This window comes from Sphingopyxis sp. BE259 (genome assembly GCF_031457495.1).
Lineage (GTDB): Bacteria > Pseudomonadota > Alphaproteobacteria > Sphingomonadales > Sphingomonadaceae > Sphingopyxis.
In genome coordinates, this window is sequence record NZ_JAVDWM010000001.1 from 2,831,163 (window position 1) to 2,845,267 (window position 14,105).

A 14,105-nucleotide genomic window follows, 5' to 3' on the forward strand; every position below is an offset into this window, starting at 1 on the left:
ACACGAACGGAAGAGAGGTAAGCGCCGGAAAGCACTAGCCCAGGATTTCCTTTTCCTTCGCGGCCGCGGCGGCATCGAGTTCGGCGATCGTCGCGTCGGTCAGCTTTTGCACCTCGGTCTCGTGGCGCTTGCGCTCGTCCTCGCTGATTTCCTTCTTGTTCTCGTCGGCCTTCAGATTGTCCATCCCGTCGCGGCGGACGTTGCGCACCGCGACGCGCGCCTTTTCGGCATATTGGCCGGCCAGCTTCGACAGCTCCTTGCGGCGCTCCTGCGTCATTTCGGGGATCGGCAGGCGCAGCATCTGGCCGTCGACGATCGGGTTGAGACCAAGGCCCGCCGAGCGGATCGCCTTGTCGACCGGGCCGACGTTCGATTTGTCCCACACTTGCACCGACAGCATCCGCGCCTCGGGGGCACTCACCGAAGCGACCTGATTGAGCGGCATGTGGCTGCCATAAACTTCGACGGTCACCGGATCGAGCAGCGCGGTGTGCGCGCGGCCGGTCCGCAGGCCCGAAAGGTCGCTCTTCAGCGATTCGACCGCACCATGCATGCGGCGTTCCAGGTCAGCCTTGTCATATTTCGCCATCAGTCTTTCCTCTCTTAATTCTGGTCCGCGTCGGCAACGACGGTGGAAACGCCCTCGCCCGCCAGCACCCGCGCCAGATTACCCGCTTCGCGAATGTTGAACACGACGATCGGGATATGATTGTCGCGGCACAGCGCCACCGCGCTGGCGTCCATCACCTTCAGATTGTCGGCGAGCACGCGGTCGTAGCTGAGCGTGTCGTAACGGACCGCCGACTTATCCTTTTTGGGGTCGGCATTATACACGCCATCGACACTGGTGCCTTTCAGCAGCGCGTCGCATTTCATTTCGGCAGCCCGCAGCGCGGCGCCGCTGTCGGTGGTGAAATATGGTGCGCCGACGCCCGCGGCGAAGATCACCACCCGGCCCTTTTCGAGATGGCGTTCGGCGCGGCGGCGGATCACCGGTTCGCATACCTTGTCCATCTCGATCGCCGACTGGACGCGCGTTTCGACGCCCAGCTGTTCCAGCGCATTCTGCATCGCTAGCGCGTTCATCACCGTCGCCAGCATGCCCATATAATCGGCCTGCGCGCGGTCCATGCCCTTGGCGGCGCCCGCCATGCCGCGAAAGATGTTGCCGCCGCCAATGACCAGGCAGATTTCCAGCCCGCTGTCCTTGGCTTGCTTGACCTCGGCGGCCATGCTGGCGACGGTTTCGGGGTCGATGCCAAAGGGGGTCGCGCCCATCAGCGCCTCGCCCGACAGTTTCAGCAAGATGCGTTTCATGCCGGGCAGTGCCATGATCGGGGAAACCTCTTTGGGGGATTAGATACGCGAATGGCGCGCACCCTAGTGAAGGCGCGCGCCATTGCCAAGCGGACTGCCGCGTCGTTCAGGTCGCAACCCCCAAGTCGTCAACCCGGACTTGATCCGGGGTCCATGCGGCGAGGCCGGAGTGGATGCCGGATCAAGTCCGGCATGACGAGCATCGGGAATTGGCGCCGATCGAAACCGCAGCCCAATTCTTCGATTAAACGCCAGCGACCGCCGCGACTTCCGCCGCGAAATCGCTTTCTTCCTTCTCGATGCCTTCGCCGAGTTGGAAGCGGGTGAAGCCCTTGAGCGTGATCGTCGCGCCGACGTCCTTGCCGGCGGCGGCAACGACTTCGGCGACCGGGGTCTTGCCGTCCATCACGAACAGCTGCGACAGGAGCGCGTTTTCCTTGCGGAACTTCGCGATCGAACCGTCGACCATCTTCGACACGATATCGGCGGGCTTGCCCGACTGGGCAGCCTTTTCCTCGGCAATCGCGCGTTCGCGGGCGACCAGGTCGGCGTCGAGGTCGTCACCGTTCAGCGCCAGCGGGTTGGCGGCGGCGACGTGCATCGCCAACTGCTTGCCCAGCGGCTCCAGAACGTCGGCACCGGCGGTCGATTCGAGCGCGACGAGCACGCCAATCTTGCCCATGCCGGGGGCGGCGGCGTTGTGGACATAAGCGGTCACGACGCCCGAGTTCACCGACATGATCGCCGAGCGGCGCAGCGACTGGTTTTCACCGATCGTCGCGATGTTCTGGGTCAGCGCTTCGGCGACGGTGGCGCCCGACGGATAGGCGGCAGCGCCCAGCGCGTCGATGTCGGTGATGTTACCGGCCAGCGCCACATTGGTGACGTCGCGGACGAAGCCCTGGAACTGCTCGTTCTTGGCGACGAAGTCGGTCTCGCTGTTGACCTCGACCATCGCGCCGCGGGTGCCGTCGGTGGCAACACCGACCAGGCCTTCGGCGGCAACGCGGCCAGCCTTTTTGGCGGCGGCGGCGAGACCCTTGGTGCGCAGCCAGTCGATCGACGCTTCGATGTCGCCGCCATTTTCGGCGAGCGCCTTTTTGCAGTCCATCATGCCTGCGCCCGTGCGGTCGCGCAGTTCCTTGACGAGAGCGGCCGTAATTTCAGCCATGGGATATTCCTTTCCAAAGGGGCAGGCGCGTTGCGGCCTGCGGGACGCCCGCGCGCATGGCGGGGCGATAAGTCAAAGGGATGACAGGGACGGCGCGAAAATGTCGCGCCGTCCCGTCATGCCGCGAGCGGACTAGGCGTCGCTCTGACGTTCGGTTTCGGCAGCAGCTTCGGCCGGGACCTGTTCGTCCTCGGTCACCGGAGCAGCTTCGACAGCCGGAGCTGCTTCGGCAACCGGAGCAGCCGCTTCTTCGAGCACGGGTTCGGCAGTCGGTTCGACCGCTGCGCCCAGATCTTCGCCGCGGTTGGCGCGGGCCTGCTGGCCGCCACGCGTCGCCGCCTGGGCGATCGCATCGCAGTACAGGCGGATCGCACGTGCCGCGTCGTCGTTCGCCGGAACCGGGAACGCGATGCCGTCAGGCGACACGTTCGAATCGAGGATCGCGACGACGGGGATGCCAAGGACGTTGGCTTCCTTGATCGCCAGCTCTTCCTTGTTCGCATCGACCACGAACATCACGTCGGGAATGCCGCCCATGTCGCGGATGCCGCCGAGCGACATTTCCAGCTTGTCGCGTTCGCGGGTGCGGTTGAGCACTTCCTTCTTGGTCAGGCCCGAGGTGTCGCCCGAAAGCTGTTCCTCAAGGGTCTTGAGCCGCTTGATCGAACCCGAGATCGTCTTCCAGTTGGTGAGCATGCCGCCCAGCCAGCGGTGGTTGACGAAGTGCTGACCCGAGGCGCGCGCCGCATCGGCAATCGGACCCTGCGCCTGGCGCTTGGTCCCGACGAACAGCACCTTGCCACCCGACGCCGCCGACGAGGCGACGAATTCGAGGGCGCGCGCGAAAAGCGGCACGGTCTGCGAAAGGTCGAGAATGTGGATGCCGTTGCGCGCACCGAAAATATACGGCTTCATGCGCGGGTTCCAGCGGTGGGTCTGGTGGCCGAAGTGGGCGCCAGCCTCGATAAGATTCTGCATCGTGACGACAGGGGCCGCCATGGTCTTTCTCCTTCCGGTTGGTCCTCTGGAAAGCAAGAACCGGGTTCCGCAAGCGGATGGTCCCGGCACCGGTTTATGTGCGCTTTCCATGTGGAATGGGCGGCCCGTTAGCGGCGTTGACTGGCAAATGCAAGCGCCGAGCGGCGCTTTGGGACGAACCGTGCACGCGTCACCTTATTCGATCCGGCGACAATCTGACTCGGTTCGTCGCAAAACTGTTGAGAACAAATAGAGAACATGGAACAAAAAGCCCAGCGAAACCGTCCTTTGGTGAAAAGGTTTCGTTAACGAAAACCCGGAAGGACAGATCATGGTTCAGGTCGCAGCTGCACTCCTCTTCGCTCTCGCCGCCGGGCTCGGCATCACGGTGATCCTTGCCATGCTGAAATCGAACGAGATGGCGATTCTGTCGGCGTTGCTGGGCGAAGGCGCGTTTCCGGCCGACGCCGCTCCGCAGCCTGGGCCGGCGACCGTCATCAAGCTGCGCCCATCGGCGCCGCGCCGCCACATTGCGCGCGCCATTGTCGATCGCCCGATCAGTGCCCGCCCACAGTTCAGCCGCGCCGCCTGACCTTGGCATAGCTCGCCAGACCGAACGGCAACGTCGCGGCATAAATCGCGCAGACCGCAAGCAGCGTCAGCCACGGCGCGGTGACCAGCGCCGCGCCCAGCAATCCCACCCCGGCCAGAGCGAACAGCCGCCACGACCGGCGTAGCCGGATCGAGGCCCAGCTGTAGGTCGGGATTGCCGAGATCATTAACATCGCGACGCCGAGCGCCCAAGGCATCACGACATACCATTCGCGGAACAGCTCATTGCCAGTCGTCAGCCACAGATAGACGGGGACGAACGACAAGCCTGCACCCGCGGGCGCCGGAATACCGGTGTTGAAGCCTGCCGACTCGTGCGGCTGAAAATCGGCGTCCATGCGCGAATTGAAGCGCGCGAGGCGCAGCGCGCAGCAGACCGCCAGCGCCAGCGCCGCAGTCCAGCCGAACTTCGGCGCGTCCTGAAGCGACCACAGGAACAGGATCATCGCCGGGGCGACGCCGAACGCGATGACATCGGACAGCGAATCGAGCTCGGCGCCGAACTTGCTCTGGGCACGCAGCAGGCGGGCAATGCGGCCATCCATCCCGTCGAGCACCCCGGCAAAGATCACCGCCGCAATCGCCAGTTCGAATTGCCCGCCGATTGCAAAGCGCACTCCGGTCAGGCCGAAACATAGCGCCAGCACGGTAATCGCGTTGGGGGCAAAGGCGCGCAGGCTGATCCCGCCGATACGGCGCCCGGCAGCGTCGGGAATGATCTGCTGGTCTTCGCTCACCCTATTGCCCGATGCCGTCGATCATGTCGGCCTTGCCGATCCGCGCGATCACCGTTTCGCCCGCCAGCGTCCGCTGTCCCAGCAGCACCTGCGGTGTGGTCCCGGCGGGCAGATAGACATCGACGCGGCTGCCAAAACGGATCAGCCCGACGCGCTGGCCGGTGCTAAGCTCGTTGCCCATGGTGACGAACGGCATGATCCGCCGCGCCACCAGCCCGGCAATCTGGGTAAAGCCGATGCGGACGCCGTCGGCGCGCTCGACCACGAAATGTTGGCGCTCATTCTCCTCGCTCGCCTTGTCGAGGTCGGCGTTGAGGAATTTGCCGGGGATATACACCAGCTTTCGCAGCGCCCCGGCGACCGGGGTGCGGTTGATGTGGACGTCAAACACGCTCATGAAAATCGACACGCGCAGCATCGGCGCATCGCCCAGCCCGTCGGTCCCGGCAATTTCGGGCGGCGGCGACACTTCGGCGATCTGGGTGATAAGTCCATCGGCGGGCGCAATCACCAGATCGACAGAGGTTGGCGTGACGCGCACCGGGTCGCGGAAGAACGTGCCAACCCACAGGGTGATCCCGAACATCAGCCAGCCGACTATTTCCCAGCCGAGCAGCCAGAAACACAGCGTGATGATCGCGGCGATGAGCAGGAACTTGCGCCCCTCGGGATGGATCGATGGCCATTGCCATTTGATGCCGCCACCGGGGCGGTTGGAAGAGATGATGTTGGACATGGCCGTTCTTCTAGGGTGCACACCTATGACTGACAATGGATAAGGCACGCCCCGAGTTCCGTGCCGCGTCCACCAGCCCATTGATCAATCGCGCCGCTTTGCCTAAGGCCCGCTGCAACTCCGACTCCCCAAGGATAAAGGCGTACAGCATGGGCAAGATCAAGGTAGCCAACCCGGTCGTCGAACTCGACGGCGACGAAATGACCCGGATCATCTGGCAGTGGATCCGCGAACGGCTGATCCTTCCCTATCTCGACATCGACCTGCATTATTACGACCTCAGCATCGAAATGCGCGACCAGACCGACGACAAGATCACCGTCGATGCCGCCAATGCGATCGCGAAATATGGCGTCGGCGTGAAGTGCGCGACGATCACCCCCGACGAACAGCGGGTCGAGGAATTTGGCCTCAAGAAAATGTGGAAGTCGCCGAACGGCACGATCCGCAATATCCTGGGCGGCGTCGTGTTCCGCGAACCGATCGTGATGAAGAACGTCCCCCGCCTGGTCCCCGGCTGGACCGACCCGATCGTCGTCGGCCGTCACGCATTTGGTGACCAGTATAAGGCGACCGACTTCCGTGTCCCCGGCCCCGGCAAGCTGCGCCTGGTGTTCGAGGGTGAGGACGGCAAGGTCATCGACGAAGAGGTGTTCCTGTTCCCCTCGTCGGGCGTCGCGATGGCGATGTACAACCTGGACGATTCGATCCGCGACTTCGCGCGCGCCAGCCTGAACTATGGCCTCGCGCGTAAATGGCCGGTGTATCTGTCGACCAAGAACACAATCCTGAAGGCCTATGATGGCCGGTTCAAGGATCTGTTCGAAGAGGTGTTCAACGCCGAGTTCAAGGATCAGTTTGACGCCGCCGGCATCGTCTACGAACATCGCCTGATCGACGACATGGTCGCATCGGCGCTCAAGTGGAGCGGCAAGTTCGTCTGGGCTTGCAAGAATTACGACGGTGACGTCCAGTCGGACACCGTCGCGCAGGGCTTTGGCTCGCTCGGTTTGATGACCAGTGTACTGATGACCCCCGATGGCCAGACGGTCGAATCCGAAGCCGCACACGGCACCGTCACCCGCCATTACCGGATGCATCAGCAGGGCAAGGCGACATCGACCAATCCGATCGCGTCGATCTTTGCGTGGACCGGCGGCCTGAAGCACCGCGGCAAGCTCGACGGTAACGATGCGCTGATCAAATTCGCCGACGACCTGGAAAAGGTGTGCGTCGCGACGGTCGAAAGCGGCAAGATGACCAAGGATCTGGCGCTGCTGATCGGCCCCGACCAGAACTGGCTGACCACCGAAGGATTCTTTGAAGCGATCGTCGAGAATCTCGAAGCCAAGATGGGCGCATAAACAAGCAATCTGCTTGAGATAGCTATCTAGCCAATCGGGGCCGGCCTGCATAAGGTCGGCCCCTATGGTATCGGAAACAGAAACATCGGCTATCGGCAACGCGCTGGTGGTGCTGGGCGCCGCAGGTATCGTCATTCCGGCGTTTGCGCGCTTTCGCCTGCCCCCGGTCATCGGGTTCATCCTCGTCGGCCTGCTTGTCGGCCCGTCGGGATTGGGGTCGCTGACCGGGGAATATCCATGGCTGAAGCATGTCACGATCGGATCGACCGAAGACATCGCGCTGTTTGCCGAATTCGGCATCATCCTGCTGCTGTTCTCGATCGGCCTCGAACTGTCGTTCCGCCGTCTGTGGTCGCTCAGGAAACTGGTGTTCGGGGTTGGCGCCGCCGAACTGCTCTTGAGCGGCGCGATCCTGGGCGGCGGCCTGTGGCTGCTCGGCGGCCTGTCGACTCCCGCCGCCTTTGGTCTGGGCATCGCGCTGGCGCTGTCCTCGACCGCGCTGGTGCTGCCGATGGTCGGTACCAAGTCGGCGGTCGGCCGGGCCTCTTTCTCCATGCTGCTGTTCGAAGATCTGGCGATCGTCCCGATCATCTTCATCCTCGGCGCGTTCGCGCCCGATGTGGCGGGTGACAGCACCGAATTGCTGCTGACCACCCTGTGGCAGGGGGTGCTGGTCGTCGCGGTGCTGGCAGTCGCGGGCTGGTTCCTGCTGCCGCGCATTTTCGCGCAGGCGGCGCGCGCCAAGGATCCCGAACTGTTCCTCGCCGCCAGCCTGCTGGTGGTCATCGTCGCCGCGCTGGCCACCGCGACCGTCGGTCTGTCGCCGATCGTCGGCGCGCTGCTCGCCGGGCTGATGATTGCCGAGACCGAATATCATGGCGAGGTCGAGGCGATCACCGCGCCGTTCAAGGGGCTGGCGCTCGGGGTCTTCCTGATCAGCGTCGGCATGGGCCTGAACCTCAAGACGATCGCTGAACAATGGCCGATGCTGGTCGCGGCCGTGGTCGGGGTTGTCGCGGTCAAGGCGGTGGTGACCGCGCTGCTGCTGCGATTCTCGGGCGCGCGCCGCGGCACGGCTGCTGAAGTTGGCCTGCTGATGGCCAGCCCGTCGGAAACGACATTGATCGTCCTTACCGCCGCGCTGACCGCGGGACTAATCGACCCCGAAACCGCCAGTTTCTGGCAGCTGGTTACCGCCATCGGCCTCACCATCACGCCGCTGCTCGCGCGCGTCGGGCATGACATCTCGCGGCGGATCGAGATGCGGAGCGGCGACACTCCGGATGAGGACGTCGCCGCCGCGCGTACCGTGGTTGTCGGCTTTGGCCGCGTTGGGCGCACCGTGGCCGAACTGCTGCGCGACCATGGCCGCTCGTACATCGCCGTCGATGCCGACATCGACACCGTCGCGGCGGCGCGGCGCGACGGCTTTAAGGTGCGCTTCGCCGATGTCGCGCGGCCGGGCAGCCTCGACAAGCTGGGGATCGAAAGCGCCGACGCGATCGTGCTGACGATGGACGACCCGGTCCAGCAGTTGCGGATGACCAAGCAGATGCGGCTGAAGTATCCCGACCTGCCGATCATCAGCCGCGCCCGCGATGCCGACCATGCCGCGGCGCTCTATCAGGCGGGGGCGACCGACGCGGTGCCCGAGACGCTCGAAAGCTCGCTGCAACTGGCCGAAGCGGTGCTGATCGACCTGGGCGTCGCGATGGGACCGGTCATCGCATCGATCCACGACGTGCGCGCAAAGATGCGGCGCGACATCATGACCAAGGGCGATCTGGACCGCGAGCCGCGTATCCGCAAGGTGCGCCGCCCGGTCGCGGGCGACGAAACCGCTTAGCGGCCGCCTGTCGCCGGGGGCGCGGCTGCGGCGCCGAGCGCCGATGCATCGGCCAACGTCATCCCCTTGGGCAGGATCGCCAGCGACCATTGGCGCTGCGGCGTCAGATATTGCTGCGCCAGTCGCTGGACATCGGCGGCGGTGACCGCCGAAATATCGTCCTGCATCGACAGGGCTGCGGCGGTCACGCGCGGATCGCGCGTCGCACCTTCCAGCAGGAACATCCAATAGACGTTGCCCGTTGACGCCCGCGCCACCTGTTCGCGGATCGGCACCGCGTTGCGCGTCAGTTCGTCGGCACTGACCGGCTTCGCCACCAGATCGGCGGCGATGTCACGCGCGATGCCATAAAAACGGTCGAGATCCTTGGGCGCGAGCAGGCTGCCGACGAGCAGATAGCCGCCGCTGTCGAATCCGGTCGGCCAATGGCTATCGACCACCGGGCCATAGCTGGCGCCCTGCTCGGCGCGCAGGCGATCGAACAGCCGGTCGTTGAAGATCGCGGCCAGCACTTCCAGCCCGCGCGCGTCACGCGGATTGGTCAGGCCACCACCGGTCGGCCACGCGGTCATCGCTGCCGCCTGCCCCTGTTCACCGCTGTGGTAGGCGATGTCGGGCACCTTGGCGGGTTTGGCAAAATCGACGCGTTGGCCGCTCGCCGGCGCCAGCACCTTGCGCGGCGGCAATGCGCCGAGCGTGCTGGACAGAATCTGGCGATAATCGACCGATTCCAGATCACCGAAAATCTGCACCTCGATCGGCCCGCTGGCGAGCCGCGGTTCCCAGAAAGCGCGGAAAGCGGCGGGAGTCAGTGCCGCGATCTGCGCCTTGTCGGGCGCCGCCCAGCGCGCATCATTGCCGGTCAGCCACCCGCGCAGATTGCGGTCGAGCACCGCATTGGGAGTCGCGTCGTTGAGGTCGTAGCCGGTGAGATAGCCAATCCGCAGCCGCTCGATCGGCGCCGCATCCCAGCGCGGCTGCGCCAGCTTCGCCGCGATCAGCCGCATCTGGTCGGCGAGATCGGCGGGCTTGCTTTCCGCCGACAGTTCGAACGCATCGTCGTCGATCGCAAAATTGAGCTGAATCTGGCGCCCGTTGGTCAGCTGGTCGATCTCGTTCTGGCCCCACGGCCCGATGCCGCTGGCGACCAGCGCATAATCGCCGGTCCAGAGCAGGTTTGGCGCGTCGGCGGCGACGCTGCGATTGCCGGTGCCGAACCGGACGTTGACCCGTACCTTGCCCGGTTCGACCTTGTTGTTCGACACCAGCGCGGTGACGCCGTTCGCAAATTCGATCCGTTCGGCACGCAGGCCCAGCACGCTGCTGGTCGCGGTGATCGTGCCGGGGGTTCCAAAGGCGGGAAGCTGTTTGAAATCGGCCTGCACCGCAGCCAGCCGGTCATCGCGCGCGGTGACCGGCGCGTTCAGCGCCGCCAGAACCGCGCCATTGCCGCCCGCCGCGGTCGGCGTGGTCAGCACGGCGCGCGTCACCGGCGCGGCAAAAATCGCCTTGCTGATCTCCAGCATCACCTTGGGCGTCGCCGACGCACGGATTGCCTTGAACATATCAACCTGCCCCTGCGGGCTCGTCACCGTCTCGGCAATATCGACCGCCCGAACCATGTCGTCGGCCAGCCGGGCGCCGGGTTCGTTGCGGGCGTTTTCCAGTTCCTTGGCCAGAAAGGCTTCGATCTCGTTCGCCTCGCGGTCGATGTCGGCTTGTGACGGCGGGGTGGTCACCGCATCGGCGATGACGCCGCGCACATCGGCCAGCGCGGCTTTCCAATCGCTCAGCGGGACGATCGACGCCATGGTGACGTCGGCGCTGCGGCTGACATATTGCTGTTCGACGGTGGCGACCAGATAGCTTCCGCCGCTGCGCGCCCGATTTTCCAGCCGCCGGTTGACCAGTGCCTGGGCGATGAATTCCAGATAGAGCCGCCGGGTGTTTTCGACGGTATCGATGCGTTTCTGCCACGGGCGGACCATCGCCAGCGTCAGCGCGAGCGGCTGGTTCGCCTCGACGATTTCCAGCGCCGCGGGCGCCTTGGGATCGGGCTTGCCAAAATCGGGGGCGGGCGGATTCGGTCCGTTGCCCCGCCAGTCACCATAATATTTCGCTACCAGCCGCGCCAGTTCGGCGGGTTCGGCGTCGCCGACAATCACCACCACCGCCCGCTCGGGACGATACCAGCGATCGTGAAACGCGGTGACCGATGTCGCGCTGGCCTTGCCCAGCGACGCGGTGGTGCCGATCGGCGAGCGATCACCGAGCAGCTGGCCCGCGAACAGATGCGCGTTGGTCGCATCGCCAATCCGTTTCTGCGGACCGTCAGATTCGCGCAGTTCGGACATGACGACGCCCCGCTCCGCCGCAACCGCCAACTCCGAAATCCGCGGTTCGCGAACCATTCCCGACAGCAATTTCATGCTTTCATCAAGATTGGCAGGGGTCACGCTGGGCAGGTCGAGTTGATACACGGTCTGGGTCGGCGTGGTCTGCGCGTTCGAATCGCTGCCAAAAGTGACGCCGAACCGCTGCCAGATGCGCTTGGCTTCGCCGTCCGGGATATGTTCGGAACCGCGAAAGGTCAGATGTTCCAGCAGATGGGCATAGCCACGCTCCTGCTCGGTTTCGAACATCGATCCGACGTCCATCCGCACCCGGATCGACACCTGACCCGGCGGTACGCCATTGTTGCGCACCGCATAGCGCACGCCATTGGGCAGGACGCCGAATTGCCATGCGGTGTCGCGCGGAATGTCGCTGCCGACATACAGCCAGTCGCCATCGGCCACCTGCCGGCTGGCAGCGGTCTTTGCCGAACTGTCCTGGGCGCTGCCAGCGGTGGGCAGCAACAACAGCGCTGCGGCAGCGCTGGCGCAAAGAAGGGATCGGGAAAAACGAAGCGACATGCGCGCGGGGGAACTGGACATCGGGTCATCTTATCGCGTTCAAACCTTGCTGGCCACTGAACTATCGCGGCGCTTGTCCTGCCCGCAGCATCGGCTTAGCCAGATGGGATGACCCTGAAGCCCGCGCCTCCGCTCACCCGCCCGTCCGGCAGCCCACCCGCCGCCCCGATCGCGGCTCTGGTTCAAATGACCAGCGGCATCGATCCCGTCGCCAACCTTGCGGTAGTCGATCGCGCGATGGCTGCTGCCGCGGCGGCGGGGACAGCGATGGTGTTCCTGCCCGAAATGTCGCTGCTCCTCGATCGCGACCGCGCGCGATCGGCACCGCATATTGTCGGCGAAACCGAAAATCCCTGGACCGCCGCCTTTCAGGCGCTGGCGCAAAAGCACGCGCTATGGCTCCATACCGGGTCGATCCCGGTGCTGGCGGACGATGGTGCGCGGCGCGTCAACCGCAGCCACGTCATCGCCGCCGACGGCAGCATCCGCGCGACATATGACAAGGTGCATCTGTTCGACGTCACCCTTCCTTCTGGCGAGAATTGGACCGAATCATCGGCCTATGTGGGCGGCGACACGCTTGTCGTCGTTGATACCCCGCTCGGCCCACTGGGGCTGAGCATCTGTTATGATCTGCGGTTTCCCGAACTTTACGGCGCACTGGTCGATCGCGGCGCCGCGGTGATCGCAATCCCCGCCGCGTTCACCGTGTCGACCGGCGAAGCCCATTGGCATGTGCTGATGCGCGCCCGCGCGATCGAGAGCGCCTGCCATATCCTGGCGGCGGCGCAGGGCGGGGATCATCCGGATGGCCGATCGACCTACGGCCACAGCCTGGCTGTCGACCCTTGGGGCAAAGTCATCGCCGAAGCTGGGCCAGTCGGGGCAGCCGGCGGCAACGGTTATGAACTGGTCCTTGCGCCCATTGACGCGGCGGCGGTCAGCCGCGCCCGGCAAGCGATCCCGCTCGCACGATCGCGCGCGATGCGCGGCATCGCCCTCTGATCGCTCGACGCCGCGCGTTGGCGGGGCATCGCGGTCGGCGATTTTCGTCGGCGCCTACGCGTGTCCGACAATCATAAGCCTGAAACGAACAAAGGGCCCCGAGCGAAGCTCGGAGCCCTTTGGGGATATCTGGTCAGCCAGATCAGCCGGGGCTGGTCGGCGAGTCGTCGTTGTTGTCCGACGCGATGATGATGCCGCCGATGATGGCAGCCAGGGCGACGATAGCGATGATCCAGCTCGTGCTGCCTTCGAGCTCGCTCTGGCCGTCAACGGCCGAAGCTGCACGTGCTGCGGGAGCGGCCGACGCAGCAACCGGGGCTGCGATCATCGAGGTCGCTGCGAGGGAGATCGCAGCCTTCTTAAGCAGGTTCATCATATTCTCCGTCCACTGGATTAGTCTTGTCGAATCACACCAGGGGGCTCCCCGGTCTGCTTCTGCACGGCCCTCTTAGGCACAGCGTTCAGCAAATGCAACGACGATCTGCCCTAGTCCGCCAATTCTTACCAAATTGCTAAATATAGAGAAAGTTGTTGCAAAAAGGCCACTAGCCGCGGCGAACATGGTCAAAGGATTCGCTGGTTATCGGGTAGCCAAGATGGCCCGGAATGCACAAAAAGGCCTGCCCGTCGCGGTCTTCGATCCATGGCGTGATCAATTCGACCGGGAACGCGTCCGAATGCCGCGAAAAACCAGCGAAATCGGTGACTTGGGCAAGGCGTTCGAGGTTACGGCGAGTTGGGAAAATCACTGACACCTCGCCGCGGTCGGCCATCGCCAGCGCTTCGGCCGCGCTAGCCCAGAAAATATGGCTATGCTCCGCCTCTTCGACGGTCAGTTCATGGCTGTGCGGCGGCGCGGCGACGGCATAGAAGCGGGTGTCAAAGGTTCGGGCCTCTTTGAAATTGGGGCACCAGCGCGCGAACGGCACCAGGGATGCCAGCGCGATTCGATCTCCGCGCGCGGCAAGAATATCAGACAGCAGCGTGCCAGCCAGCAACGCCTGACGCACTTCGGCAACATCATCCTCAAGCAATGCTGGCCAACCAACCGCCAGCCCGGTTTCTTCCAGCGTCTCACGAAGCGCCGCCACCCGCGCCGCGCCGTCGGCCTCGGCCAAGTCGGGGGCGTGCTGGCGGGCGACCAGATAATCGTCGGGATCGACCCGGCCGCCGGGGAATACGACCGCGCCCGCCGCAAAGGCCATCGTCGTCGATCGCTTGACCATCAGGATCTCGTCGGCGCCACCCTTGTCCGACGGGCGCATGATGACCAGCGTCGCGGCGGGAATGGCGCCTTCCGGCAGAACCTCGGGCTGGGCGGACGGCGGAGCGGTATTGGTCATGCCGATGCGATAACCCTGCACCGCGCGCTTGTCATCCATATCATCCCGGTCATCTCGGCATTGCGGGCGCGCGGGCGTGGG

13 protein-coding genes are annotated in these 14,105 nt (G+C 64.7%); 4 read left to right on the plus strand and 9 right to left on the minus strand.

The genetic code is table 11. The features are described from left to right. Positions 1 to 34: 34 nt before the first annotated feature. The 4 genes from frr to rpsB form a co-directional block, all read right to left on the minus strand. Entirely contained in the window at positions 35 to 589 is a 555-nt protein-coding gene (frr, locus tag J2X44_RS13630; protein ID WP_310085039.1) for a ribosome recycling factor, read from the minus strand. Between the two features lie 14 nt (positions 590 to 603). Further along, positions 604 to 1,332 carry a UMP kinase gene (gene pyrH / locus J2X44_RS13635; protein ID WP_310085042.1) on the minus strand — a complete coding sequence of 243 codons (729 nt, stop codon included), beginning with the start codon at positions 1,330 to 1,332 and terminating at the stop codon, positions 604 to 606. Positions 1,333 to 1,561: 229 nt separating this feature from the next. Then, positions 1,562 to 2,488: a translation elongation factor Ts gene (gene tsf, locus J2X44_RS13640; RefSeq protein ID WP_310085045.1), complete on the minus strand. Its 927-nt coding sequence runs from the start codon at positions 2,486 to 2,488 to the stop codon at positions 1,562 to 1,564. A gap of 132 nt (positions 2,489 to 2,620) precedes the next feature. Then, positions 2,621 to 3,487 carry a 30S ribosomal protein S2 gene (gene rpsB, locus J2X44_RS13645; protein ID WP_310085048.1) on the minus strand — a complete coding sequence of 289 codons (867 nt, stop codon included), beginning with the start codon at positions 3,485 to 3,487 and terminating at the stop codon, positions 2,621 to 2,623. Positions 3,488 to 3,797: 310 nt separating this feature from the next. Here rpsB and J2X44_RS13650 point away from each other — a divergent pair, with 310 nt between their 5' ends. Further along, positions 3,798 to 4,058 (plus strand): hypothetical protein, encoded by a 261-nt coding sequence (locus J2X44_RS13650; protein ID WP_310085051.1) that lies wholly within the window; start codon positions 3,798 to 3,800, stop codon positions 4,056 to 4,058. On the opposite strand, the gene J2X44_RS13655 is transcribed toward J2X44_RS13650, so the two are convergent. Continuing rightward, positions 4,042 to 4,815, minus strand: coding sequence for a phosphatidylcholine/phosphatidylserine synthase (locus J2X44_RS13655; protein ID WP_310085053.1), 774 nt, complete (start codon positions 4,813 to 4,815; stop codon positions 4,042 to 4,044). The genes J2X44_RS13650 and J2X44_RS13655 overlap by 17 nt on opposite strands. Position 4,816: 1 nt before the next feature. Then, positions 4,817 to 5,551 carry a phosphatidylserine decarboxylase gene (locus J2X44_RS13660; RefSeq protein WP_310085055.1) on the minus strand — a complete coding sequence of 245 codons (735 nt, stop codon included), beginning with the start codon at positions 5,549 to 5,551 and terminating at the stop codon, positions 4,817 to 4,819. Between the two features lie 149 nt (positions 5,552 to 5,700). On the opposite strand from J2X44_RS13660, the gene J2X44_RS13665 reads away from it, so the two are divergent. Both J2X44_RS13665 and J2X44_RS13670 read left to right on the plus strand, forming a co-directional pair. Continuing rightward, a complete protein-coding gene (locus tag J2X44_RS13665) occupies positions 5,701 to 6,915 on the plus strand; it encodes an NADP-dependent isocitrate dehydrogenase (protein ID WP_310085058.1) in 1,215 nt (404 codons plus the stop codon). Between the two features lie 64 nt (positions 6,916 to 6,979). After that, positions 6,980 to 8,761, plus strand: a complete 1,782-nt coding sequence (locus J2X44_RS13670) for a cation:proton antiporter (RefSeq protein WP_310085060.1) — start codon at positions 6,980 to 6,982, stop codon at positions 8,759 to 8,761. Here J2X44_RS13670 and J2X44_RS13675 read toward each other — a convergent pair. Next, positions 8,758 to 11,697: an insulinase family protein gene (locus J2X44_RS13675; protein ID WP_310085064.1), complete on the minus strand. Its 2,940-nt coding sequence runs from the start codon at positions 11,695 to 11,697 to the stop codon at positions 8,758 to 8,760. The two genes, J2X44_RS13670 and J2X44_RS13675, sit on opposite strands and share 4 nt — an antisense overlap. Positions 11,698 to 11,784: 87 nt before the next feature. Here J2X44_RS13675 and J2X44_RS13680 point away from each other — a divergent pair, with 87 nt between their 5' ends. After that, positions 11,785 to 12,681 carry a carbon-nitrogen hydrolase family protein gene (locus J2X44_RS13680; RefSeq protein ID WP_310085067.1) on the plus strand — a complete coding sequence of 299 codons (897 nt, stop codon included), beginning with the start codon at positions 11,785 to 11,787 and terminating at the stop codon, positions 12,679 to 12,681. 142 nt (positions 12,682 to 12,823) lie between these two features. Here the strand turns inward: J2X44_RS13680 and J2X44_RS13685 are convergent, their stop codons facing one another. Together J2X44_RS13685 and J2X44_RS13690 are read right to left on the minus strand one after the other, a co-directional pair. Continuing rightward, positions 12,824 to 13,057, minus strand: a complete 234-nt coding sequence (locus tag J2X44_RS13685; protein ID WP_310085070.1) for a hypothetical protein — start codon at positions 13,055 to 13,057, stop codon at positions 12,824 to 12,826. 169 nt (positions 13,058 to 13,226) lie between these two features. Then, complete coding sequence (locus J2X44_RS13690; protein ID WP_310085073.1) at positions 13,227 to 14,024, minus strand: NUDIX domain-containing protein; 798 nt, start codon at positions 14,022 to 14,024, stop codon at positions 13,227 to 13,229. Positions 14,025 to 14,105 lie beyond the last annotated feature (81 nt).